At 69.5% G+C, this 21,536-nt stretch carries 22 protein-coding genes; 7 read left to right on the forward strand and 15 right to left on the reverse strand.

What is annotated here, in order from left to right:
* Positions 1–9 precede the first annotated feature (9 nt).
* The 3 genes from AC2YHJ_RS04035 to AC2YHJ_RS04045 all read left to right on the forward strand — a co-directional run bounded on the left by AC2YHJ_RS04035 (position 10) and on the right by AC2YHJ_RS04045 (position 2,753).
* Positions 10–405, forward strand: a complete 396-nt coding sequence (locus AC2YHJ_RS04035; protein ID WP_487394123.1) for an NAD(P) transhydrogenase subunit alpha part 2 — start codon at positions 10–12, stop codon at positions 403–405.
* 4 nt (positions 406–409) lie between these two features.
* Positions 410–1,816 carry an NAD(P)(+) transhydrogenase (Re/Si-specific) subunit beta gene (locus AC2YHJ_RS04040; RefSeq protein ID WP_487394124.1) on the forward strand — a complete coding sequence of 469 codons (1,407 nt, stop codon included), beginning with the start codon at positions 410–412 and terminating at the stop codon, positions 1,814–1,816.
* Positions 1,817–1,949: 133 nt separating this feature from the next.
* Entirely contained in the window at positions 1,950–2,753 is an 804-nt protein-coding gene (locus AC2YHJ_RS04045; RefSeq protein ID WP_487394125.1) for a sulfite exporter TauE/SafE family protein, read from the forward strand.
* An 82-nt stretch (positions 2,754–2,835) separates the two neighbouring features.
* Here AC2YHJ_RS04045 and AC2YHJ_RS04050 read toward each other — a convergent pair whose 3' ends face one another.
* On the reverse strand, positions 2,836–4,401 hold the full coding sequence (locus AC2YHJ_RS04050; protein WP_487394126.1) for an ABC transporter substrate-binding protein: 1,566 nt from the start codon (positions 4,399–4,401) through the stop codon (positions 2,836–2,838).
* Between the two features lie 142 nt (positions 4,402–4,543).
* On the opposite strand from AC2YHJ_RS04050, the gene AC2YHJ_RS04055 reads away from it, so the two are divergent.
* Positions 4,544–6,142, forward strand: a complete 1,599-nt coding sequence (locus AC2YHJ_RS04055) for an ABC transporter substrate-binding protein (RefSeq protein ID WP_487394128.1) — start codon at positions 4,544–4,546, stop codon at positions 6,140–6,142.
* Positions 6,143–6,148: 6 nt separating this feature from the next.
* Here the strand turns inward: AC2YHJ_RS04055 and chrA are convergent, their stop codons facing one another.
* From chrA to AC2YHJ_RS04105, 10 genes are all read right to left on the reverse strand, one after another.
* A complete protein-coding gene (chrA, locus tag AC2YHJ_RS04060; RefSeq protein WP_487394130.1) occupies positions 6,149–7,474 on the reverse strand; it encodes a chromate efflux transporter in 1,326 nt (441 codons plus the stop codon).
* The gene (locus AC2YHJ_RS04065) at positions 7,471–8,289 is read right to left on the reverse strand and encodes a chromate resistance protein ChrB domain-containing protein (RefSeq protein WP_487394132.1); all 819 of its coding nucleotides are present in this window, start codon (positions 8,287–8,289) and stop codon (positions 7,471–7,473) included. The genes chrA and AC2YHJ_RS04065 overlap by 4 nt, the downstream gene beginning before the upstream one ends.
* A 129-nt stretch (positions 8,290–8,418) precedes the next feature.
* Complete coding sequence (locus AC2YHJ_RS04070; protein WP_487394133.1) at positions 8,419–10,173, reverse strand: L-aspartate oxidase; 1,755 nt, start codon at positions 10,171–10,173, stop codon at positions 8,419–8,421.
* A complete protein-coding gene (locus AC2YHJ_RS04075) occupies positions 10,137–10,301 on the reverse strand; it encodes a hypothetical protein (RefSeq protein ID WP_487394135.1) in 165 nt (54 codons plus the stop codon). Before AC2YHJ_RS04075 ends, AC2YHJ_RS04070 begins: the two co-directional genes overlap by 37 nt.
* On the reverse strand, positions 10,298–10,906 hold the full coding sequence (locus tag AC2YHJ_RS04080; RefSeq protein ID WP_487394136.1) for a fumarate hydratase C-terminal domain-containing protein: 609 nt from the start codon (positions 10,904–10,906) through the stop codon (positions 10,298–10,300). The genes AC2YHJ_RS04075 and AC2YHJ_RS04080 overlap by 4 nt, the downstream gene beginning before the upstream one ends.
* 4 nt (positions 10,907–10,910) lie before the next feature.
* Positions 10,911–11,819, reverse strand: a complete 909-nt coding sequence (locus AC2YHJ_RS04085; protein ID WP_487394137.1) for a fumarate hydratase — start codon at positions 11,817–11,819, stop codon at positions 10,911–10,913.
* Positions 11,820–11,833: 14 nt separating this feature from the next.
* Positions 11,834–12,544, reverse strand: coding sequence for a sulfite exporter TauE/SafE family protein (locus AC2YHJ_RS04090; protein WP_487394138.1), 711 nt, complete (start codon positions 12,542–12,544; stop codon positions 11,834–11,836).
* A 10-nt stretch (positions 12,545–12,554) separates the two neighbouring features.
* Complete coding sequence (sdhC, locus tag AC2YHJ_RS04095) at positions 12,555–12,896, reverse strand: succinate dehydrogenase, cytochrome b556 subunit (RefSeq protein WP_487394140.1); 342 nt, start codon at positions 12,894–12,896, stop codon at positions 12,555–12,557.
* Positions 12,896–13,234 carry a succinate dehydrogenase gene (locus tag AC2YHJ_RS04100; RefSeq protein WP_487394141.1) on the reverse strand — a complete coding sequence of 113 codons (339 nt, stop codon included), beginning with the start codon at positions 13,232–13,234 and terminating at the stop codon, positions 12,896–12,898. Before AC2YHJ_RS04100 ends, sdhC begins: the two co-directional genes overlap by 1 nt.
* Positions 13,231–13,968 carry a succinate dehydrogenase/fumarate reductase iron-sulfur subunit gene (locus tag AC2YHJ_RS04105; RefSeq protein WP_487394142.1) on the reverse strand — a complete coding sequence of 246 codons (738 nt, stop codon included), beginning with the start codon at positions 13,966–13,968 and terminating at the stop codon, positions 13,231–13,233. Before AC2YHJ_RS04105 ends, AC2YHJ_RS04100 begins: the two co-directional genes overlap by 4 nt.
* A gap of 92 nt (positions 13,969–14,060) precedes the next feature.
* On the opposite strand from AC2YHJ_RS04105, the gene AC2YHJ_RS04110 reads away from it, so the two are divergent.
* On the forward strand, positions 14,061–15,692 hold the full coding sequence (locus AC2YHJ_RS04110; RefSeq protein ID WP_487394144.1) for a thiamine pyrophosphate-binding protein: 1,632 nt from the start codon (positions 14,061–14,063) through the stop codon (positions 15,690–15,692).
* A gap of 512 nt (positions 15,693–16,204) precedes the next feature.
* Positions 16,205–16,741, forward strand: coding sequence for a transglycosylase SLT domain-containing protein (locus AC2YHJ_RS04115; protein ID WP_487394145.1), 537 nt, complete (start codon positions 16,205–16,207; stop codon positions 16,739–16,741).
* A gap of 84 nt (positions 16,742–16,825) precedes the next feature.
* Here AC2YHJ_RS04115 and AC2YHJ_RS04120 read toward each other — a convergent pair whose 3' ends face one another.
* The 4 genes from AC2YHJ_RS04120 to AC2YHJ_RS04135 all read right to left on the reverse strand — a co-directional run bounded on the left by AC2YHJ_RS04120 (position 16,826) and on the right by AC2YHJ_RS04135 (position 20,906).
* Positions 16,826–18,175 carry a class-II fumarase/aspartase family protein gene (locus tag AC2YHJ_RS04120; protein ID WP_487394147.1) on the reverse strand — a complete coding sequence of 450 codons (1,350 nt, stop codon included), beginning with the start codon at positions 18,173–18,175 and terminating at the stop codon, positions 16,826–16,828.
* Positions 18,176–18,240: 65 nt separating this feature from the next.
* Positions 18,241–18,846: a hypothetical protein gene (locus AC2YHJ_RS04125; RefSeq protein ID WP_487394149.1), complete on the reverse strand. Its 606-nt coding sequence runs from the start codon at positions 18,844–18,846 to the stop codon at positions 18,241–18,243.
* A 104-nt stretch (positions 18,847–18,950) separates the two neighbouring features.
* A complete protein-coding gene (locus AC2YHJ_RS04130; RefSeq protein ID WP_487394150.1) occupies positions 18,951–20,063 on the reverse strand; it encodes an S-(hydroxymethyl)glutathione dehydrogenase/class III alcohol dehydrogenase in 1,113 nt (370 codons plus the stop codon).
* 72 nt (positions 20,064–20,135) lie between these two features.
* The gene (locus AC2YHJ_RS04135) at positions 20,136–20,906 is read right to left on the reverse strand and encodes a response regulator (protein ID WP_487394151.1); all 771 of its coding nucleotides are present in this window, start codon (positions 20,904–20,906) and stop codon (positions 20,136–20,138) included.
* A 144-nt stretch (positions 20,907–21,050) separates the two neighbouring features.
* On the opposite strand from AC2YHJ_RS04135, the gene AC2YHJ_RS04140 reads away from it, so the two are divergent.
* A complete protein-coding gene (locus tag AC2YHJ_RS04140) occupies positions 21,051–21,530 on the forward strand; it encodes a cupin domain-containing protein (RefSeq protein WP_487394152.1) in 480 nt (159 codons plus the stop codon).
* Positions 21,531–21,536 lie beyond the last annotated feature (6 nt).

Here is a 21,536-nt window from a genome sequence, read left to right on the forward strand (position 1 = left end):
GCAGGGACCATGAACGCGACGGAACTCGCCAACCAGGCCCAGGCGACGGCGCAGCGTGCGCTGGAACTGGCCGCACAGGCCCGCGCCGCGGCTGAAGCCGTGGCCCCGGTCGCCGCGGCGGCCGAGCCCTTCCTCTATCTGCTGACGATCTTCCTGCTGGCCTGCTTCGTCGGCTACCACGTGGTCTGGAACGTCACCCCGGCGCTGCATTCGCCGCTGATGGGCGTGACCAACGCGATCTCCTCGGTGATCGTGGTGGGTGCCATCCTCGCCGCCGGCACGGCGGATACGACCATTGCGCGGATTTTCGGCTTCCTGGCCGTCACGCTGGCGGCGGTGAACATCTTCGGCGGCTTCATGGTCACCCGGCGGATGCTCGCCATGTTCAAGAAGAAGGGGAGCTGAGGTGATGGGAACCACGCTCTCCACGCTGGCCTATCTGGTTTCGTCCGTCCTGTTCATCCTTGCGCTGCGCGGGCTGAGCCATCCAGAGACGAGCCGCCAGGGCAATCTGTTCGGCATGATCGGGATGGGCATCGCCATCCTGGCGACGCTGTTCAGCAAGGGAATGGGCTTCGGCGGCGTAGCACTTGTGATCGCGGGGCTTGCGATCGGCGGGACCATCGGCACCATCGTCGCGCAGCGCATCCAGATGACCGCGCTGCCGCAGCTGGTCGCGGCCTTCCACTCGCTGGTCGGCATGGCGGCGGTGTTCGTGGCGGCTGGCGCCTTCTATGCGCCCGCGAGCTTCGGCATCGGCACGCACGGGCATATCCACACCCAGTCGCTGGTCGAGATGTCGCTCGGCATCGCCATCGGCGCGATCACCTTCTCCGGTTCGGTCATCGCCTTCGCGAAACTCGCGGGGAAGATGTCCGGCGCGCCGATCACCTTCGCGGGGCAGCATTGGCTGAACCTCGCCCTCGGCATCCTGCTGGTGATCCTGATCATCGTCTTCGTGGCGACCGGGTCGGGCGTGCTGTTCTGGCTGATCGCGCTGCTGTCCTTCGCGCTCGGCTTCCTGCTGATCATCCCGATCGGCGGAGCGGACATGCCGGTCGTGGTGTCCATGCTGAACAGCTACTCGGGCTGGGCGGCGGCGGGCATCGGCTTCACCATTGGCAACCTGCTGCTGATCATCACCGGCGCGCTGGTCGGCGCGTCGGGTGCGATCCTGTCCTACATCATGTGCAAGGGCATGAACCGCAGCATCATCAACGTGCTGCTGGGCGGTTTCGGGTCGGAATCCGGCTCGGCCGCCGCTGGTGGCGGCGATACCGACCGGCCGCCGGTCAAGGCCGGGTCGCCGGAGGACGCGGCCTATATGATGAAGAACGCGCAGAAGATCATCGTCGTGCCGGGCTATGGCATGGCGGTGGCCCAGGCGCAGCAGGTGTTGCGCGAGATGGCGGACCTGCTGAAGAAGGAAGGCGTGGAGATCAAATACGCCATCCATCCCGTCGCGGGCCGCATGCCCGGCCATATGAACGTGCTGCTGGCCGAGGCCAACGTGCCCTATGACGAGGTCTTCGAACTCGAGGAGATCAACCCCGAATTCGCCGATGCCGACGTCGCCTTCGTGATCGGGGCGAACGACGTGACCAACCCGGCGGCGAAGACGGACAAGTCCTCGGCGATCTACGGCATGCCGATCCTGGATGTGGAGCGCGCCAAGACGGTGTTCTTCATCAAGCGCGGCATGGCGAGCGGCTACGCCGGTGTCGAGAACGAGCTGTTCTTCCGCCCGAACACGATGATGCTGTTCGGCGATGCGAAGAAGGTAACGCAGGAGATCGTGCAGTCGCTGCAGCGGTAGCGACACGCGCGCGCGGATCGCCGAAGGGCCGGGGAGGGTCGCTTCCCCGGCCCTTCGCATGTCCGCGCCCTGTCAGGATGCTTGAACCGGCCCGGCCGCTGGCGATACTGGATGGCCGGGACGAAGCGTCGCCATGGCCGCGGCGAAGCCTCCGTGGGCCATCGCTGCTGCGGAGGTGCCCCTGGCTGAGGACATTCTCGTCTATGCCGTCGTCGGCTTCCTCGCCCAGTTCGTGGATGGGGCGATCGGCATGGCCTATGGGCTGACGGCGACCTCGGTGATGCTGGCCCAGGGCGTGCCGCCGGCCATGGCCTCGGCCGGCGTCCATGCGGCGGAGGTCGTGACCACCGGCCTGTCGGGTGCGGCGCATTGGCGGCTTGGCCATGTGATCCCGAGGCTGACGCGGCGGCTTGCCGTGGCGGGGATCGTGGGCGGCGTCGCCGGCGCGCTGGTTGCCAGCGAAGTGCCGATGCGCCTTCTGAAGCCGGCGGTCAGCGGCTACCTGGTGATCATGGGGCTGGTCGTGCTGCGCCGTGCCGTGGTGGGCCGGCCGCCGGACCCGGAACTGGCCAACCGCGACGCTGCGCCGATCGGCTTCGGTGGAGGCTTTCTCGATGCCGTGGGCGGTGGCGGCTGGGGGCCGCTCGTCACAACGACGCTGATCGGGCGGGGACTTGATCCGAAGATGGCGATCGGGTCGTCCAACGCTGCGGAGTTCTTCGTGACCGCCGCGGTCACCGCAACCTTCATGACCAGCATCGGCATCGACGTGTGGCCGATCGTGCTGGGTCTTGTGGTGGGCGGCGCGGTCGCCGCCCCCTTTGCCGCCCTGGCAACGCGCCACATGCCGACGCGCCCCCTAATGGCGGTGGTCGGCGTTGTGATCATCGCCCTCGCCGGCACCAGCCTCGCCCGCAGCCTCGGCATTTTGGCCTGATGGGCCGGCCCGCCGCGCAGTCCCACCCTGCTGACAGACAAAAGAAGGGTGGGGGTCCGGGGGAGGTTCTCCTCCCCCGCCCTTACTGTGCCTGCCGCGCCGCCATCGCCCGCGTGCTCTCATCCATCCGCGCCTCGTAGTTCAGCCCACGCCGCGTCGCCCAGGTGTTGATCAGGTGGAACAGCGGGATCACCGCCTCGTCCTCCATCGCCATCTTGATGACGTCGTGCAGCACGCGTTCGCGCTGTTCGTCGTCGAGGATGGTGGTGGCGCGGTCCACCAGCGCGTCCATCGCCGGGTTGGAATAGCGCCCGCCATTGGATGCACCGCGCCGCTGCTCACGGTTGTAGGTGCCGATGATGTTGATGGCGGCGTAGGAGGCTTCCCCGGTCGAGGACCCCCATCCGGCCAGCCGCATGGCGAATTCCTGGCGTGACGCGCGGGCGGAGAAGGAGGACCAGGGCAGGGCCTGGACCTCGGTGCGGATGCCGATGCGCGTCCACATCTGGGCCACCGCCTGCGCGGTGCGGGCATCGTTCGGGTAGCGGTCGTTCGGCGTCGTCAGCGTGACGCGGAAGCCCTGCGGGTAGCCGGCCTCGGCGAGCAGGCGGCGGGCGCCTTCGGGGTCGAAGGCCGGCGGCGGCACCGCCGGGTTGTAGGAATAGACCCCCGGTGGCAGCCATTGGCCGGAGGGTGCGGCGGTGCCTTCCATCACGCGTTCGGTCAGCCCCTGCCGGTTGATCGCGACCGACAGGGCGCGGCGGACGCGCACGTCGCGGAACGGGTTGGTGGCGATCGGCTGGCCGTTGTTGTCGGCCACGCCGGGCAGGGCGCCATCGCGCGAGAAATCCGCCTGCAGGTAGATCATGCGCAGGCCCTGGATCTGATGCATGGCGACGCGGGACTCCCGCCGCAGCCTTTCGAGGTCCGAGGACGGCACCTGGTCGATCAGGTCCACGTCACCGGCCAGCAGCGCGGCGGTGCGCCCGGAATCGTTGGCGATGACGCGCCAGACGGCGCGCGTCCACGGCTCGCGCGGGCCGTAATAGGTGTCGTTGCGCTCGAACTCGACACGCTCACCCGGCGTGTGGGCGCGCAGGCGATAGGGCCCGGTGCCGACCGCTGCGCGGCCGCTGTTGTAGTCCTCGGTGCTCGCGCCCTGGCCGACGTGGCGGGAGATGATGAAGATGTAGGACAGGTCCACCGGCAGCAGCGGGTGCGGTGCCTTGGTGTGGATGCGCAGCGTCAGCGGGTCCACCACCTCTACCCGCTCGACCATGCGCAGGAAGCCGCCGAAGCCACCGGGGCTGTTCGGCACATTCGGCGCGCGTTCGAAGGTGAAGACCACGTCGTCGGCGGTGAAGTCCCGCCCGTCATGCCACTTCACGCCGGGGCGCAGCTTGAATTCCCAGACGGTGTCGGAGATCGCGCGCCAGGATTCCGCGAGACCCGGCTGCGGGCGCACCTGCGCGTCGCGCTCCACCAGGCGGGAGAAGATATGCGCCGCGACCGAACTGTTGGGCGCCGCGTTGAAGAAATGCGGATCGAGTGAGGTGGAGGGCGCGCCCGCTCCCATGGTGAGGGTCTGCGCCCCCGCCGGCAGGGCCGTGACGGCGGCGAGAAACAGGGCGAGTCTGGTGCGGCGCATGGGCGCTCTCCTCTCCGGCTTCCGGGCAGCATGGCATGGTGGTCCTCCGCGACAAGCCTCCGGGGTGGGACCGTTGAATTCCGCGCTGGCTGCATCATCATCGGACCGTGCGCCCAGCCGGCGCGACCGGGAGACGCCAGCCATGATGACCCGCACTTTTCGCGCCCTGCTGCTGGCCCTTGCCGCATGCACGGCCATGCCTGCCCTGGGGCAGCCGGTGTCGCCGGAACGCACCCTGCGCATGGTGCCGAATGCGGATTTGCAGACGCTGGACCCGATCAACACGACGGCGGGCGTGGTCTCCAGCCACGCGCACATGATCTACGACCAGTTGTTCGGGCGCGACGCGAACCAGCGCCCGCAGCCGCAGATGGTCAGCACCTGGTCGGTGTCGGAGGATGCACTGACCTGGCGCTTCACGCTGCGCGACGGGTTGGCCTTCCATGACGGCGCGCCGGTGACGGCGGAGGATGTCGTGGCATCCTTGCGCCGCTGGGGCGCGCGCGATCCGCATGGCCGCCAGATCATGGCGATCACCGAGGCGCTGACGGCCGAGCCGGACGGCAAGTCCGTCACCTGGCGGCTGCGCCGGCCCTACGGGCTGATGCTGGATGCGCTGTCGAAGCCGGCGGGCAACATGCCGGCGATCATGCCCGCGCGCATCGCCGCGACCGACCCCTTCACGGCGATCACCGAGACGATCGGCTCCGGCCCCTTCATCTTCGTGCGGGATGAATGGGTGCCCGGCAGCCGCGTCGTCTATCGTCGCAACCCCGCCTACGTGCCGCGCAGCGAGCCGGCATCGGGGACGGCCGGCGGCAAGGTCGCGCATGTCGATCGCGTCGAATGGCTGAACATTGCCAATGCGCAGACCGCGGTGCTGGCGCTGATCCAGGGCGAGCTGGACTACATCGAAAGCCCCGGCGTGGACTTCCTGCCCATGCTGCAGCGGCGCGGCATGCGGATCGTGCGGACCAACACGCTCGGCGCGCCGGGCATGATCCGCATGAACCACATCCATCCGCCCTTCAACGATGCGCGGGCGCGGCAGGCGCTGATGCTCCTGGTGAACCAGGAGGAGATCCTGCAGGCGATGTTCCCCGACCCCGCGCTGTACCAAGTCTGCCATGCTTTCTTCGTTTGCGGTTCCCCGCAGGAGACGAATGCGGGCGTGCCGGCGGGCCTTGGGTCACCCGCCGCGCAGGAGCGGGCGCGGGTGCTGCTGCGCGAGAGCGGCTATGACGGCGCGCCCATCGTCATCATGGACCCGACCGACAATCCCTTCGTCCATGCGGCGACGCTGGTGCTGGCGCAGCAGATGCAGCAGGTCGGCTTCCGCACGGATGTGCAGGCGACGGACTTCGCCTCCATGGCGCAGCGGCGCAACAACCGCCGCCCGCCCGCCGAGGGTGGCTGGCATATCGGCCTGACCTTCTGGAACGGCCTTGGCGCCTCCGACCCGGTCGGCAACGTGCCGATGCAGGCGTCCTGCGAGCGCGCCTGGCCGGGTTGGCCCTGCGATGCCGACCACCAGGCGCTGATCGACGCCTTCCCCTATGCGGCCAACGATGCCGAGCGGCGGCGCCTGCTCGATGCGTTGCAGGAAAGCGCCTACCGCCTCGTGCCCTATGTGCCGCATGGGCAGTGGTATCTGCCCTCGGCGGTCAGCCCGCGCGTGTCGGATGTGCTGGCGATGCCCGGCATCATCATCGCCTGGAACATCCGCAAGGCGGCGCGGTAGCGGGGGTCAGACGGGCAGGAAGGACAGCGCCAGCCCCGCCGCCGCGCTGACCGCGAGCGTTCGCGGCAGGCCGAGCTTCAGGCCGAACAGCAGCACCGCGGCCAGCACGGCCAGCAGCAACGCAGTCGGCTGCACCGTGGCCAGCACCGGGATGTCGATCGTCGCGGGACCGATCGCCACGTCCCGCACCTGTGCGAAAATCACCCGCAGGCCGAACCACAAGGCGAGGTTCGCGATGACGCCGACCACCGCCGCCGTCACGCCGGCCAGCGCGCCCTTCAGCCGCGGCTGCTCGTGCATCCGTTCCACGAAGGGTGCGCCGAGGAAGATGAAGGCGAAGCAGGGCGCGAAGGTGACCCACAGCGTGAGCACACTGCCGCCGATCCCGCCAAGGATGCCGCTGTCGCGATACCCCGCGAGGAAGCCGACGAATTGCAGCACCAGGATCAGCGGACCGGGCGTCGTCTCCGCGAGGCCGAGCCCGGCCAGCATCTCCGGCGCGGTGAGCCAGCGGTAGTGCTCGACCGCTTCCTGCGCGACATAGGCCAGCACCGCATAGGCGCCGCCGAAGGTGACGACCGCCATCTTCGAGAAGAACCAGGCGATGTCACCCCAGACCGGCGTGCCGAACAACAGCGCGACCGGCCAAACCCACAGCGCGACGGTCAGCAGCCCGGCCCGTCTCGCCGCCGGCGCCATGCGGCCGATGCGGTCGGGATCGGCGGCGAGCGCCGCATCCAGCAGCGCCGGCGGACCGTCCTTTGCCTTGCCGTGGCCGGCAGCGGCGAAGGCGGATGGCGCGACGTAACCGATCGCCAGCGCGGCCAACACGACAATGGGGAAGGGGACCGCGAAGGCGGCCAGCGCCACGAAGGCCGCCCCCGCCAGCGCCCAGGCCGGCGCGCCATGCAGTGCGCGCTTCGCGACGCGCAGCAAGGCCTCGACCACCAGCACCAGCACGGCGCATTTCAGGCCGAAGAAGAGCGCGGCGACGAGCGGCACCTCGCCCAGCGTCGCGTAGATCATCGACAGCGCGAGCATCACCGCGGCGCCCGGCAGGACGAACAGCACGCCCGCCGCGATGCCGCCCTTCACCCCGTGCATCAGCCAGCCGAGATAGGTGGCGAGCTGCGTCGCCTCCGGCCCCGGCAGCAGCATGCAGAAGTTCAGCGCATGCAGGAACCGCACGTCGGAGACCCAGTGGCGGTCGTCCACCACCTCCCGGTGCATGACGGCGATCTGCGCGGCCGGCCCGCCGAAGGACAGCAGGCCGACGCGCAGCCAGACGCGCAGCGCCTCGGCGAAGGTCGGGAAATGCGGCTGCGGTTTCATGCAGGCTTCCCCGGGGTCGGCCAGTTGTGGGTTTCGTCGGCCGCGTCGCGCGCCCAACGGTAGAAGGCATCATACAACGCCATGCCCGCCTCGAGCTGCGCGAGGTCGTCGCGATGCATGCGCGACAGGCCGAGCGAGGCAGCGAGCAGCCCCGCCGCCTCGGGCACGAGGTCCGGGCGAGCCGTGTCGGCGCCGCGCACGATCAGGGCGAGCCGGTCGAGTGCCGGCGTATGCAGGGCGAATTCATCGAGCATCACGTCGAAGGTGCAGTGGTCGCCGCGATGGGACCAGAAGACGCCCTCGATATCGAAGGGCGTCGTGCCGAAGCGGTCGGCGACGGCCGCGACCTCGGCGGGTGCCACGAACAGGAAGACGGCGGCCGGATCGACGAAGCGGCGGATCAGCCAGGGGCAGGCGATGCGGTCCACCTTCGGCCGCGCCCGCGTGACCCAGAGCGTGCGGCCCTTGGCGTCGCGCGGCGGCACCTGGGTGGGCGAGACCAGCGGCAGGCCGGCATCGCGCCAGGCCTCGAAGCCGCCTTCGAGGGATTCGGCATTGGCGCCCACATGGCGCAGCCAGGCGGCCGCACCCTGGCTGAGCTTGAGGCCCCTTTGGCAGATCACGGCAACGTCGCGCCCGGCGAAGCCCTCGGCCCAGGCGGCGACGTCCGTGTGGCTGCGGAAGATGGTGCCGGGGATGAAGCGCGGGTCGGCGGCGGCGTCTGCCTCGACGCGCACATCAACGATCAGCGGTGCATCGGGCAGGCCGATGCGCCGGGCAAGCTGCTGGACGGTGACGATGGTCGGAGCCGGCATGGGGGCGTCCTCTCCAAGCGGGAGTTTGGGACGCGATGCTTCGGCCGGAGCCTCACGGGGTGATCGCGGACATCCCCTTGGCGCACAGGATGGGAAGCCGCCCGCGCCAAGTCAAGGTGAAGGGCGTGGTCATTCGGCGGCGAGCAGGCTCTGTCCGGGCCGCAGGCGCGTGAAGGCGACGGGCTGCCAGTCGAGCGCGATGCGCGCCCCATCCAGCGTGACGCGCGTCGCGGCGAGGCCCTCGGCATCGGGCGCGGTATGGGGGAAGTCCTCCCGCCAATGCGCGCCACGGGATTCCTCGCGCGCCTGCGCGGCGGCGACGATGGCGCGGCTGACGAGGAACTGCGACCTGAGATTCAGCCAATCATGCCAGGTCAGGTTGAAGGCGCGGTCGCGCCCATCCACCCCGGCGGCATCGGTGTCGGCTTCCAGCGCGTCGAGGCCGGCGGCCGCTTCCGCGAGGCCCGCCGCGTCGCGCAGGATGCCGGCCTTGTCCCACATCAGGTCGAGCAGCGCGTCGCGGATCGGCGAGAGGTTGCGCGCCGGCTTCGCGAAGGGCGCCTGGACGAAGGAGGCCGCTTCATCGAGGGCGGCCGGGTCGGGGTCGGCGAATTCGCCGTGGCGAGGCACCCAGGCGCCCATGCTGTCGCCGGCGATGCCGCCAAAGACCGTGGAATTCGCAACGCCATTGCCGCCGAGGCGGTTCGCGCCATGGACGCCACCGGTGTCCTCGCCCGCCGCGAACAGGCCCGGCAACTCGGTCGAACCGTCGGCGCGGAACACCAGCCCGCCCATCATGTAATGCGCGGTGGGCACCACCGGCACGCGCCCGCCGGCAAGGTCGAAGCCGTTGTCGGCACAGCGTTCGACCATGCCCTTGAACTCGCGAGCGACGCGCTCGGGGCCGAGATGCGCCATCTCGATCCACAGCCCGCCTTCGGCGTTCACGTTGCCGGCGAGGATCTCCCGCTGCATCGACCGGCTGACGATGTCGCGCGTCGCTCGCTCGTTGCGCGGGTCGTATTTGTGCATGAAGCGCTGCCCGTCGCCGCCGAGCAGATAGCCGCCCGCACCGCGCAGGCCTTCCTCGATGATCGTGCCGGTCATGCGCGTGCCCGGGCCGGCGAGGACGCCGGTCGGGTGGAACTGCACCATCTCCATGTCGCGCAACGGCAGCCCTGCGCGCAGCGCCATCGCCATGCCGTCGCAGGCCTTGTCGCCGGACGGCGTGTGGTACTTGTACATGGTCGGCCCGCCGCCAGTCCCCAGCAGCACCGCCTTCGCCTGCACGAAGACCAGCGCGCCGCTGCGCATGTCGATCAGCAGCACGCCCGCGATCCGCGTTCCGTCGCGGCTCCGGATCAGCGCGACGGCGCGGTGTTCCTCCATCCGGTTGATGCCGCGCGCCCAGACCTGTTCGGCCAGGCGGTTGACGATCTCGATGCCCGTCAGGTCGCCTTTGTGCACGGTGCGGTCGAAGGTCTGCCCGGCGAAGGCCTTCTGGTGGATGGTGCCGTCCGGGTTGCGGTCGAAGAAGCAGCCCCAGCGGTTCTCCAATTCGCGGATGCGCCGCTGCGCACCGACCACCAGCGTCCAGGCGAGGTCCTGGTCGTTCAGCCATTTCCCGCCATCGAGCGTGTCCATGAAGTGGCGCTCGGCGGAATCCCCTTCCGCGATGGCGACGTTGTAGCCACCCTGGACCATGCGGGTGCAGCCGCACTTCCCCAGCAGCCCCTTCACAGCGATCGTCACATCGAGGTCCGGCGCGGTATCCTTCGCATGCAGCGCGGCGAGCAACCCGGCGCCACCCGCGCCAAGGATCAGCACATCCGTGCGGCGATGCTCGATCACCGTGGCCCCCGTGGGCTGGCCGGCACGCCGCAAGCGCAATCCGTCGGCGCCGCATAGGCGATGCCGCCCACCGCGGTGCCGAGCACCAACGTGGACACCACCTGCCCGAGCGGCGGCGGCAGCACCTGGATCATCAAATAGAGCGGCAGCAGCACCATCATGCCGCTCCCAATTTCTCAAGTACGGCCTGGCGGCGCTTCGCGGCCTCGGCATTCACCGTGGCGTAGAGGCTGCCGCCATGCGCATCCATCGCCACGAGCAGCGGCCCGAAGCCCTTGATGCGGAACTTGTAGAGGGATTCTGGATTGAGGTCGTCGAGATCGACATCCTCCACCGCCTCGATCCAGGTCGTCTCCAGCGCGGCCGCGCCGCCGACCACCGCGAGGTAGACGCCACCAAGGTCGCGGAACGCTTCCAGCGACCCATCCCGCAGCCCGCCCTTGCCGATGATGATGCGCACGCCCTCGCGTTCCATCAGCGGGCGGGTGAAGCGTTCCATGCGGTCGGAGGTGGTGGTGCCGACGCACACCGCCTCATAGCCCGAATGGTTGGTGCCGGACCGGTCCACCTTGCGCAAATTCGGCGCGGTGTGGATCACCGCATGGCCGCGCAGGTCGAACTTTGTCCGGCGGCCATGGTCGAACATGTGGATCTGTGTCGCATCGCGGATGCCGTAGAGGGTTTCCTCGAGCGTCACCGTGTCGCCGGCGCGGAGTTCGCGGACCTGCGCCTCGGTGATGGGCATGTGCAGGGTGTGGTGGGCCATGGCGTCAGAACCCGATCGCAATGCCGGCGGGGGTGAATGTCGCACTCGCGCGTCGCGCGGAATGGCACTGGATGTTCACCGCGACGGGATTCATCGTGATGTGCGTCGCCGCCGTCTCCACATGCACGGCGAAGGCGGTGGAATCCCCGCCCAGGCCCTGCGGGCCGATGCCGAGCGTGTTCACGGCTTCCGACAACGCGGCCTCCAGCGCAGCACCTTCGGGATCGGCGCAGCGCGATCCCAGCGGGCGCGTCGCCGCCACTTTCGCCAGGTGCATGCACAGGTCCGAGGTGCCGCCGACGCCCACGCCGACGATGGTCGGCGGGCAGACCTTCCCGCCGGCCTGGATCACCCGGTCCACCACGAAGCGCTTCACCGCCGCGACGCCATCGGCCGGGATCAGCATCTGCAGAAACGATCCGTTCTCGGACCCGGAACCCTTCGGGATCATCTCGATGCGCAATTCGCGCTCCACATCGGTGAAGTCGATGTTGATGACAGGGACGCGCTCGCCGCAGGAGGTGTGCTCGTTCTTCCGGGTGATGGGATGCACGACGGACGACCGCAGCGGATGGTCGCGCGTGGCGCGCGCGGTGCCGGCGGCGATCGCCTGCTTCAGCGCCCAGCCATCGACCTGCACGTTGCGCCCGACCAGCACGTTGAAGATGGGGATGCCGGTATCCTGGCACAGCAGGTTGTCCATCCGCTCCGCCACGCCGATGTTCTCGATCATGGTCGCCAGGATGGTCTTCGCCGTCGCATCGGTCTCGGACCCATCCAGCCGCGCGAAGCCCGCCTTGATGTCGTCGGGCAGGATCTTGCAGGCGCGAATGTAGAGAAGCTTCGCGGCTTCCTCGATCGCCTCCGGCTCCACGCGAAGCGGTTCGACTCCCGCCTTCGTCATCAGCGTCATTGCGCCTTCCTTCCCTAAACGAGCAGCGAAACCCCCGAGACCAGCAGCAGCACCAGCAGGATAATCCGGAAACCCTGCGCCGGCAGCCTCACATAGGCGCGCAGGCCGATCATCGTGCCGATCACCAGCGCCGGAACGGCGGCGGCGGTCAGCACCAGGGCCTCGGTGGTGAAGAAGCCGGCGAAGGCCAGGCCCACCGCGGTGATCGCCTGCATGAAGACGATGAAGGGCTGCATGAAGGCCCGCGCGCGGTCCTTCGGCCAGCCCTGGATGTCCGCCCACATCGCCGGCAGCGCGCCGACGAAGCCGCCGATGCCGCCGAGGATGCCGCTCGCGAAGCCCACCGCGGCATCCGCCGCGCGGCCGCCGGCCACCTCGGGCGGGGCCATGCGCAGCGCGATGCGCGCCAGCATGTAGCCGGAATAGACCACCAGCAGCAGCCCGACGCCCGCGACGATGGCCGGTGCCGGGCCCTTTGCCAGCACCAGCAAGCCGACCGGCAGGCCAAGCAGCGCCACGCCGAGGAAGGCACGCAGCCGCGGCCATTCGATGTGCTTCCACAGCGGCGGCAGCGCCATGGATTGCGCCATCAGGCTGCCGAGGACCAGCACCGGCGCGGTGACGGAAGGGGGCACGACATGCAGCAGGATGCCGGCGGCCACCAGCACGAAGGCGAAGCCCGCCATGCCCGCGCAGAAGGCGGCGACAAAACATGCGCCGGCCACGACACTCGCTTCAAACCACATTGAGCAGGAACACCAACCCGAACAGCAATGCGATGCCGGCGGATGCCGCCACCATGTCCTTCTGCCGCGACCGCCAGCCAAGGAACTCCAGCGCCAGCACCCGCAAGCCCCCGGCGAGATGCGCGGCCAGCAGCACGACCAGCAGCGTCTCGGCTGCCTTGGCGAGCGGATTCTCGGTCCAACGCAGCAACCCGTCGAGCCGTGCCTCCCCGGAAATTGCCGTGCCGAGCGCCCAGAAATGCAGCGGCAGGAACAGTGCAAGCAGCAGCCCCGAGAGGCGATGCACCACGAAGGCGAGGTACGTCGGGTGGGATCGCGGGCGCAGATCCATCACGCATAGAGCCCGATCGCCGCGCGGATGCCGAAGCCCGCCGTCACCAGCCCCGCTGCCACCCAGGCGAGATCCGCCCCGCGCCCGCGCAGGCCGATCGTCTCGGCAGCGATGTTGCGCAGCCCGATCGCGCCATGCAGACCGGCGGCGAGCGCGAAGACGACGTAGAAGATCAGCCAGGCCTCGTTGCCGCGGGTGCGCGACAGGATCTCGGCGGCCGACAGCCCGCCACGCACGGCGGTGACAATCATCACCAGATGCACCAGCACGGCGATGGCGAGCAGCATCGCGGTCAGGCGCTGCACTATCCACAGATGCGTCTCGCTGCGCGCGCTCATCGCCGCCCCAGCAGCGTGTCCCAGAACAGCGTCCGCTTCAGCCCCGCGATGGCGGCGGACGGATCGAGGTTCTTCGGGCAGCGTTCCGTGCAGGATTGCGTCGAATGGCAGGAATGGCAGCCGGCATCGCCCGCCACGGCATCCAACCGTTCGGCGCGCCCGCCATCGCGCACGTCATTCACCAGCGTCCAGGCGCGGTTCAGCGCGGCGGGGCCGAGGTAGTCGTCGTTCCACGCCACCACGTCGCAACTCGCGTAGCAGACGGCGCAGCCGATGCATTCGATGCCCGCATCGGCTTCTCGCCGCTGCTTCGACGCCGGCGGCACGACCGCGAAATCCTCCGGCACCGCACCGTCGGGCGCGTCCTTCGGCTGAAAGGTGCCGCGCGCGCGGGCCCATTTGTCGAAGAAGGGCGAGAGATCGGCGGCGAGGTCGCGGATCACCGGCAGGTTGGCGAGCGGGCGCAATTCCAGCGCGCCATCGGCATCGACCACCTTGCGCACATGCGTCCGGCAGGTCCACCGCGCGCGGCCATTCACCGTCATCGCGCAGGACCCGCACATGCCCACGCGGCAGGCGAAGCGATAGGCGAGCGACGGATCGAGTTCCCGCTGGATGTAGGTGACGACGTCGAGCACCGTCTGGTTCGCGCGCGCCGGCACCTCGAAGCGGGCGAATTCGCCCTGTTCGCCGCCGCGCCACACGCTGACCTTCAGGCTGGCCGCTTCGGCCATGCGCGTTCCCCACTCATTGCCGCGAGACTACCGGCGCTGGACAGGCTGTCCAGCCCGTGGCGTGCTGCCGGCCAGAACTCCGGAGGACGAGCATGACCGATACGATCCGCGGCGCGGAGCTGCTGGTGCGGGCACTGAAGCAGGCGGGCGTCAGCCGCATCTTCAGCCTGTCCGGCAACCACATCATGCCGGTCTATGACGCGCTGTTCGGATCCGGCATCGAGATCATCCACACGCGGCACGAAGCCGCCGCCGTCCACATGGCCGATGCCTGGGCCAGGCTGACCGGCGAATGCGGCGTCGCGCTGGTGACGGGCGGGCAGGGGCACACCAACGCCGTCGCCGGACTGCCGACCGCGCAGGCCGGCGAGGTACCGGTGCTGCTGCTGTCGGGCCATGCGCCGCTCGCCGAACTCGGCCTTGGTGCCTTCCAGGAACTCGAACAGGCGCGGATGGCCGAACCGCTCTGCAAGGCGGCCTTCACGGCGCAGACGGCCGCGGGTCTCGCGGCTGACGTCGCACGGGCGATGCGCATCGCGCGATCGGGCCGACCAGGGCCGGTGCATCTGTCGCTGCCGACGGATGTGCTGGATGCGCGGGTCGATCCGCCCGCCTTGCCCGAGGCTGCGGAATTCGCACCGATGCCGATGCCGGTGGCGCCCGGGGCTGCGCGTGACATCGTCGCAGCCATCGCTGCCGCGGAACGGCCCGTGCTGGTGGTGCCGCCCGCGCTGTGCACGCCGGCCGGGCGGGTCGCCGTCGCGGCACTCGCCGCGCGCATCGGCCTGCCGGTGGTGCCAATGGAAAGCCCGCGCGGGCTCGGCGATCCCTCGCTCGGCGCCTTCGCCCAGGCGCTGGCCGAGGCGGATCTGGTCGTGCTGCTGGGCAAGGCGCTCGATTTCACGCTGCGCTTCGGTCGTGCGCCGGGCATCGCCGCAGGCGCGCGCTTCGTCGTTGTGGAACCGGACGCGGATGTGCTGGCTCGTGCGGTGCGTGGGTTGGGCGCACGCATCACCGTGACCGCCATGGCCAGCGCGGCGGAGGCCGTCGCGGCGCTCACCGCCGTCGCCACGCCGCATGGCAATGCCGCCTGGGCGGGGCGCCTCGCCACCCATATCGGCTTCCGCCCGCCCGCCTGGGCGGCGCTGGCCGGCACGCCGGCCGGGCCGATCCATCCGGCGACGTTGTGCCGGGCGCTGCGGCCCTTCCTCGATGCCGGGCCGGACACGGTGCTGGTCAGCGATGGCGGGGAGATCGGGCAATGGGCGCAGGCGATCCTCTCGGCACCCGCGCGGGTCATCAATGGCGTCGCTGGGGCGATCGGCCCGTCCATCCCCTTTGCGCTGGCGGCGCGCTGCGCCCGCCCCGGCGCGCGCATCCTGGCGGTCCTGGGGGACGGCACCTTTGGCTTCCACATGGCGGAATTCGACACGGCTGTGCGCCACGGCCTGCCGTTCGTCGCCGTGGTCGGCAACGACGCGCGCTGGAATGCGGAGCATCAGATCCAGCTCCGCGAATACGGCGCGGCGCGGGCGCATGGCTGCGAACTGGCGCCTGGCACGCGGTACGACCTGGTGGCCGGGGCACTTGGTGCGCATGGGGAATATGTGACCCGGGCGGAGGAGCTGGCGCCAGCGCTGGAGCGCGCCTTCGCCAGCGGCAAGCCCGCCTGCGTCAATGTCCTGATCGCGGGGCAGGCGGCGCCATCGGTCAGGATGGAGTGACGGCGCGGCGCGGCCTGTCGGTGGCCAGGGCAAGCAGCCCTGGGGTGCCTGATCGTCACGGAAAAATCAGATCGCCCGCGCTGTGGCGATATACTGAATAGTGAAGTAAAAATTATTCCAACGGCGCGGGTCGTATCGGGAAACAACAAGTCAATTTACTTCAGAATGACTGCGCCAAAATCCGGCCACATTACGTTCTTTCGAGTATGATTGTCGTTTGATGGCGGTGCGGGTTTGATTTTTCTGTCGGATTGTGGTCGACAGCGGCCATGATGACCGCGAATGCATTGCCGGCCACACCAAGTCGGCGACATCGTGCGGCCCCCCCGCGCGCCTTGGCGCGGGGCGCCCGTCACCTCAGGGCCCGGCTGCGCCGGCTCCGGGGCACTGCCCGACGCCACCGCCGGCGCCTGCTGTCCCCGCTCTGGGCCACTGCGCTCGCCGGGGTGCTGGCGCTGTCAGCCTGCGCACCGCCCGAGGCACCGCCACAGGTCGCCCAGGCTGCGAACCAGGTGCGTGAGGATCTGTCACCACGCGCCGCCTGCCTCGATGCCGCCCGCGAGGCCGAGCGCGAACATGGCCTGCCCGAGGGCCTGCTGGTCGGGATCGCCCTGAACGAGAGCGGCCTGCATGCCCATGCGCTGAACATCGGCGGCCGCGCCTACTACCCCGACACGAAGGCGGAGGCGGTGCGCCTGATCCGCGCGGCCGGCGGGCGCGCCATGGCTGGTTGCGTGCAGGTCAATGTCGCCGTCCATGCGCGCGGTGGCCAGGACTGGCCGCTCGACCCCTACAAGGCGACCGACTGGGCGGCCAACTACCTGCGCCAGCACTATGAGACCTATGGCGACTGGTCGATGGCGCTGGTGCGCTGGCATGGCGGCACGCCGGGCATGACGACGCGGCTGGTCTGCCGCGTGCGGTCGAAGATCGATGTCGTGGCCCCGGACAGCAGCCTGTTCTCCGAACGCTGCCGTGGCACCCAGGCGCAGATGGCGGCATTCCGACGGAATGGCCAGGCGCTGCTCGAGATGGCCGAAGCCCCGTGACGTTCGGCGTCAATTGACCGCGGTCCAGGGGGCCGTTGCCCCCTGGCGGGGAGAGATTCGGAGAGGGGCGGCGCCCCTCTCCGGTCACCCCTTCGCCCGCGCCAGCACCCGATCCACGAATGCCCCCGCGCTGCCGAGATAGGCCGCCGGATCGGTCATCTTCGCGATCGTCGCTTCATCGAGCCGCGCCGAGACGCGCCCATCGCGCATCAGCGCCTCGGTCAGCCCGATCCCCTCGGCGATGGCGAGGTCGCAGGCGTCGTTGACGATGTGGTGCGAGTCGCCGCGCCCGAACACCGGGGCGAGACCCATCATCACCGCCTCGGACACGATTAGCCCGCCGGTCGCGTCGACGTTGCGGCGCATGCGGGCGGGATCGACCACCAGTCCCTCGGCAATGAAGCGCGCCTGGGACAGCGCGCCATGCGCCAGCAGGAAGGCCTGCGGCAGGGCAAGCAGTTCCGTCTGCCACGGGCCGGTGCCACGTTCGAAATCCTGCGCCATGCCCGCGAGCACCTGCGGCACCAGTGCGTGCACGCCGCGCGACTGGGACAGCACGTATTCGCAGGCGATCGGGTTGCGCTTCTGCGGCATGGTCGATGACCCGCCGCGGCCGCGGACGTGCGGCTCGGACACCTCGGCGAGTTCCGTCTGCATCATCAGCATCACGTCGGTGGCGATCTTCGACAGCGTGCCACAGAGGATACCGAGCCAGCAGACAGCCTCCGCCAGCCCGTCGCGCGCGACGTGCCAGGGGATGTCGGTCTCGGCGAGGTCGAGTTCGACGGCGAGTTCCCGTGTCACCGCGATGCCCTGGTCGCCGAGCGAGGCGAGGGTGCCCGCGGCACCGCCGAAGGACAGCCGCAGCGCGCGGTCCCGCACGCGGGGCAGCGCATCGAGCGAGGCCAGCAGCGGCGCCAGCCAGACCGCGACCTTGTAGCCGAAGGTCACCGGCAGCGCGTGCTGGAGGTGCGTCCGCCCAGCCATCACCGTGTCCCGATGCGCGGCCGCCATCGCTGCGAGCGCCGTGATCGTCGCGCGCAAATCAGCTTCGATCAGCGCCAGCCCGTCGCCGACCTGCAGCACGACCGCGGTGTCCATGATGTCCTGGGTCGTGGCGCCCCAATGCGTCCAGCGCCCGGCGTCCGGCCCCGCCAGCGCCGAGAGCTGCTTCACCAGCCCTACCACCGGGTATCCGGTGTTGCGCGTCGCCGCCGCCATTGCCGCGAGGTCGAGCCGCGATGCATCGGCGGCCGCCGTGATGGCGGGTGCGGCCTCGGCGGGAATGATGCCGAGCCGCGCCTGGGCGCGGGCGAGGGCGGCCTCGACATCCAGCATGCGCTGGAGGAAGGCGTGCTCGCCCATGGCCGAACGCATCGCATCGGTGCCGTAGAGCGCGCCGAGCACGGCGCCATCGGCGGGGTTCACGGGCATGGCGGGCGCTCCTTCATGGCTTTGGGCGCATCAAGCCATGTGCGGGGCGCCGCGCAAGCCCCGGTTCAGCCGAGATGCGCCATCAGCACATCGCCCTCCCCACGCTGCGTCGCGCCCGCCCAATCCTGTACCGTTTCCAGCAACTCGCCGACCGGCAGGAAGCCTTGGTCGAAGTAGCGCATGCCGGCGAGCATGACGGAATCGAAGCGCAGCGCCTCGGAGACCAGGAACATCAGCGCGACGATCGACTGCAGCTGGCGCGGGCTGGTGCGGCTGCGCCCAAAGTCGGCGGCGAGCGACAGCAACTGCACCGGCGGCATCGCGATCGCCGAGGGATCGGCGCCGAGCAGCACCGAATAGTTCAGCTCCTCGTCGATCTCGATCACGGGCGCGCCGGGCGGGTCGGCCGGACGGTCATAGTCGCGGAAGACGATCCACGGACCGCCCGGCAGGGCGCGCAGGCCGAACATGTAGAGGCTGCGCCGGTCGATCGCGACCGCGATGCGCGGTGCGTCGATCGGTGCCCAGACCTCGATGACTTCGACACCTTGCCGCGCCAGGCCGATGCGGTAGCGCAATTCGCGCAGGCAGAAGGGATAGAGATAGGGCGACAACTGCACCCAGGACCGAAAATCGCCGGGCTGGTGGAGCAGTGCGATGTTGCCGGACATGCCGACCTCCGATGCCCCCGGATTGACGGGAGCACCGTAGCATGTCGGCGGGCGGGCACGGCCTGAAACGCCGCATAGCGCGTGACCAGGGTCACGCGCGGCGATCAGTAGATGACGACCGAGCGGATCGATTTGCCTTCGTGCATCAGGTCGAAGGCGGTGTTGATCTGATCGAGCGGCATGGTGTGGGTGATCAGGCTGTCGATCTCGATCTTGCCGTCCATGTACCAGTCGACGATCTTCGGCACGTCGGTGCGGCCACGCGCGCCGCCGAAGGCGGTGCCGCACCAGTTGCGCCCGGTCACCAGTTGGAAGGGGCGGGTGCTGATCTCCTGCCCGGATGCGGCGACGCCGATGATGATGGAGGTGCCCCAGCCGCGATGGGTGCATTCCAGCGCCTGACGCATGACGTGGACGTTGCCGATGCATTCGAAGGAGAAATCGGCGCCGCCATCGGTGATGTCCTGGATCGCCTGCACCACCTTGTCGGTGCCAACGACGTTCGGGTTGACGAAATGCGTCATGCCGAATTTCCGCGCCATCTCCTCACGCGCGGGATTCAGATCGACGCCGATGATCTTGTCGGCCCCCACCATGCGCGCGGCCTGCAGCACGTTCAGCCCGATGCCGCCGAGGCCGAACACCGCGACATTGGCGCCGGGCCACACCTTCGCCGTGTTGATGACGGCACCGATGCCTGTCGTCACGCCGCAGCCGATGTAGCAGATCTTGTCGAAGGGGGCGTCCTGCCGGACCTTCGCGAGCGCGATCTCGGGCAGGATGGTGAAGTTCGCGAAGGTGGAGCAGCCCATATAGTGGAACACGGTCCCCTGGTCGCAGGAGAAGCGGGACGTGCCGTCCGGCATCACGCCCTTGCCCTGCGTCGCGCGGATCGACGTGCACAGGTTCGACCGCTGCGACAGGCAGGTTTTGCACTGCCGGCATTCCGGCGTGTAGAGCGGAATGACGTGATCGCCGGGCTTCAGCGTGGTCACCCCGGCGCCGACCTCGCGCACGATGCCGGCACCTTCATGGCCCAGCACCGCCGGGAACAACCCTTCCGGATCAGCACCCGACAGCGTGTAGGCATCGGTGTGGCAGATTCCGGTGGCCATCACCTCGACCAGCACCTCGCCCGGCTTCGGGTCGCCGATGTCGATGGTCTCGATGGTCAGCGGGGCTCCGGCTTTCCAGGCGACGGCGGCGCGGGTCTTCATGGGCGTGGCTCCGTGATGGCGGGCGCACCTTTGCGTGGCCCGGGCCGGCGCCGCAACCCCGGTGCTGCGGGATCAGCCCGGCAGGGCCTTGGTCACCAGTTCCAGCAGTTCATTCGCGCTGGTGGCGCGACCCGCCGCACCGAGGGTCGTCGCTTCCTCCCGCTGCGCGGCGGTGGCTGGGCCGGCATAGATGATGAAGGGTGTCGCGTCGTCGCGGGCGCGCAGCGCCTTCAGCAGGTCGTAGCCCGCCTGCGCGCCTTCCGGGCGCCGCATGTCGGAGACGATGACATCGAAGCGATCGGCCGCCGCGCGCGTCAGCCCTTCCTCCGTCGTCAGCGCGGTCTGCACCGACATGCCCGCGGCTTCCATTGCCCGGCGCTCATGCACATTGTTGGCGGGACGATCGTCGACCCACAGCACCTTGGGGACGCGGGTCGCGGTCCGGGTGGCGGCGGTGGCCATCCGGGCGGCGGTGAACAGCCGGGCCGGATCTGGCGGCGCGGCGGCCGGCTGGCCGGGGGTTGCCTCGGCACGGCCGGCCGCGGCGGCCAGCGCGGCCACCACCTCCATGAAGTTCTTCTCCTCCTTGAAATCCGCCGGGCTGTAGAGCTTGCCGGTGTGGTTCATCACCAGGTCGCGGAACACCCACAGCACGCCGGGCGGGAAGGCCACGAGGAAGAGCACGAGCAGCACGCGCTCGAAGGCGCCGAGCCCATTCGCGGCAACCCCGAGCACGAGTGCGGCCATGCCGTACACCAGCACGATGAACAGCGCGATGATGCCGAGCGGATTGCGCGACAGCGACTTCGCCGTCTCGCTGAAGGTGCTGAGATTGTCGCTCATCGCGTGATCCCATTTGGTCCGGACCGACAATAGGCGATTGTTAGCATGTAGGAACGATAATTTCGCCAGGTGCGGGAAGCGGATTGCCTGCGGGACGTGCGGGGCCAATGATCGGGTCGGGAACGAACCCGAAGGAAACGCTCCATGGCTCACACGATGCGCGTCCCGCTCCTCTGCGCCGGTTTCGCGGCGGCCTTCGCCGCCGGGTTGCTCGCCAACCGGCTCGTGCCGCAGGCCGAGGCGCAGTCAGGGCCGCCACCGCTGACGCCGCAGATCATCAACCTGTTCAGCATGACGGATGAGGAGATCGGCAACCTCGTGCCCAACACCGACCTGCGCAGCCGGCTGCTCGCCGCGACGCCGGACGGCACCGTCTCGGTGCAGAGCGGCAATGTGGCGCGGCACTACCATGCCGATGCGAATGAGATTCAGCTCATCCTGCAGGGTGAGGGCTCGTTCTGGCTCGGCGACCGCGAAGTGCAGGTGAAGCCTGGCGACCTCATCCTCATCCCGCGCGGGACGGCGCATGCGGGATCGCGCGCGACGACCGGGCGGTTCCGCGCCCTGGCGATCAAGCTGCCGCCGCAGCGGGCGGGGGACACGGTCCCGGCGCCGGCACCGTAGCGCGCA

It is taken from the genome of Roseomonas sp. SRI_022 (assembly GCF_057586215.1).

Excerpts from the sequence above, each read along its gene's own strand:
- AC2YHJ_RS04035 (WP_487394123.1), top strand. The coding sequence starts at position 10 with ATGAACGCGACGGAACTCGCCAACCAGGCCCAGGCGACGGCGCAGCGT.
- AC2YHJ_RS04040 (WP_487394124.1), top strand. The coding sequence starts at position 410 with ATGGGAACCACGCTCTCCACGCTGGCCTATCTGGTTTCGTCCGTCCTG.
- AC2YHJ_RS04045 (WP_487394125.1), top strand. The coding sequence starts at position 1,950 with ATGGCCGCGGCGAAGCCTCCGTGGGCCATCGCTGCTGCGGAGGTGCCC.
- AC2YHJ_RS04050 (WP_487394126.1), bottom strand. The coding sequence starts at position 4,401 with ATGCGCCGCACCAGACTCGCCCTGTTTCTCGCCGCCGTCACGGCCCTG.
- AC2YHJ_RS04055 (WP_487394128.1), top strand. The coding sequence starts at position 4,544 with ATGATGACCCGCACTTTTCGCGCCCTGCTGCTGGCCCTTGCCGCATGC.
- chrA (WP_487394130.1), bottom strand. The coding sequence starts at position 7,474 with ATGAAACCGCAGCCGCATTTCCCGACCTTCGCCGAGGCGCTGCGCGTC.
- AC2YHJ_RS04065 (WP_487394132.1), bottom strand. The coding sequence starts at position 8,289 with ATGCCGGCTCCGACCATCGTCACCGTCCAGCAGCTTGCCCGGCGCATC.
- AC2YHJ_RS04075 (WP_487394135.1), bottom strand. The coding sequence starts at position 10,301 with ATGATGGTGCTGCTGCCGCTCTATTTGATGATCCAGGTGCTGCCGCCG.
- AC2YHJ_RS04080 (WP_487394136.1), bottom strand. The coding sequence starts at position 10,906 with ATGGCCCACCACACCCTGCACATGCCCATCACCGAGGCGCAGGTCCGC.
- AC2YHJ_RS04085 (WP_487394137.1), bottom strand. The coding sequence starts at position 11,819 with ATGACGCTGATGACGAAGGCGGGAGTCGAACCGCTTCGCGTGGAGCCG.
- sdhC (WP_487394140.1), bottom strand. The coding sequence starts at position 12,896 with ATGGATCTGCGCCCGCGATCCCACCCGACGTACCTCGCCTTCGTGGTG.
- AC2YHJ_RS04100 (WP_487394141.1), bottom strand. The coding sequence starts at position 13,234 with ATGAGCGCGCGCAGCGAGACGCATCTGTGGATAGTGCAGCGCCTGACC.
- AC2YHJ_RS04105 (WP_487394142.1), bottom strand. The coding sequence starts at position 13,968 with ATGGCCGAAGCGGCCAGCCTGAAGGTCAGCGTGTGGCGCGGCGGCGAA.
- AC2YHJ_RS04110 (WP_487394144.1), top strand. The coding sequence starts at position 14,061 with ATGACCGATACGATCCGCGGCGCGGAGCTGCTGGTGCGGGCACTGAAG.
- AC2YHJ_RS04120 (WP_487394147.1), bottom strand. The coding sequence starts at position 18,175 with ATGCCCGTGAACCCCGCCGATGGCGCCGTGCTCGGCGCGCTCTACGGC.
- AC2YHJ_RS04125 (WP_487394149.1), bottom strand. The coding sequence starts at position 18,846 with ATGTCCGGCAACATCGCACTGCTCCACCAGCCCGGCGATTTTCGGTCC.
- AC2YHJ_RS04130 (WP_487394150.1), bottom strand. The coding sequence starts at position 20,063 with ATGAAGACCCGCGCCGCCGTCGCCTGGAAAGCCGGAGCCCCGCTGACC.
- AC2YHJ_RS04135 (WP_487394151.1), bottom strand. The coding sequence starts at position 20,906 with ATGAGCGACAATCTCAGCACCTTCAGCGAGACGGCGAAGTCGCTGTCG.
- AC2YHJ_RS04140 (WP_487394152.1), top strand. The coding sequence starts at position 21,051 with ATGGCTCACACGATGCGCGTCCCGCTCCTCTGCGCCGGTTTCGCGGCG.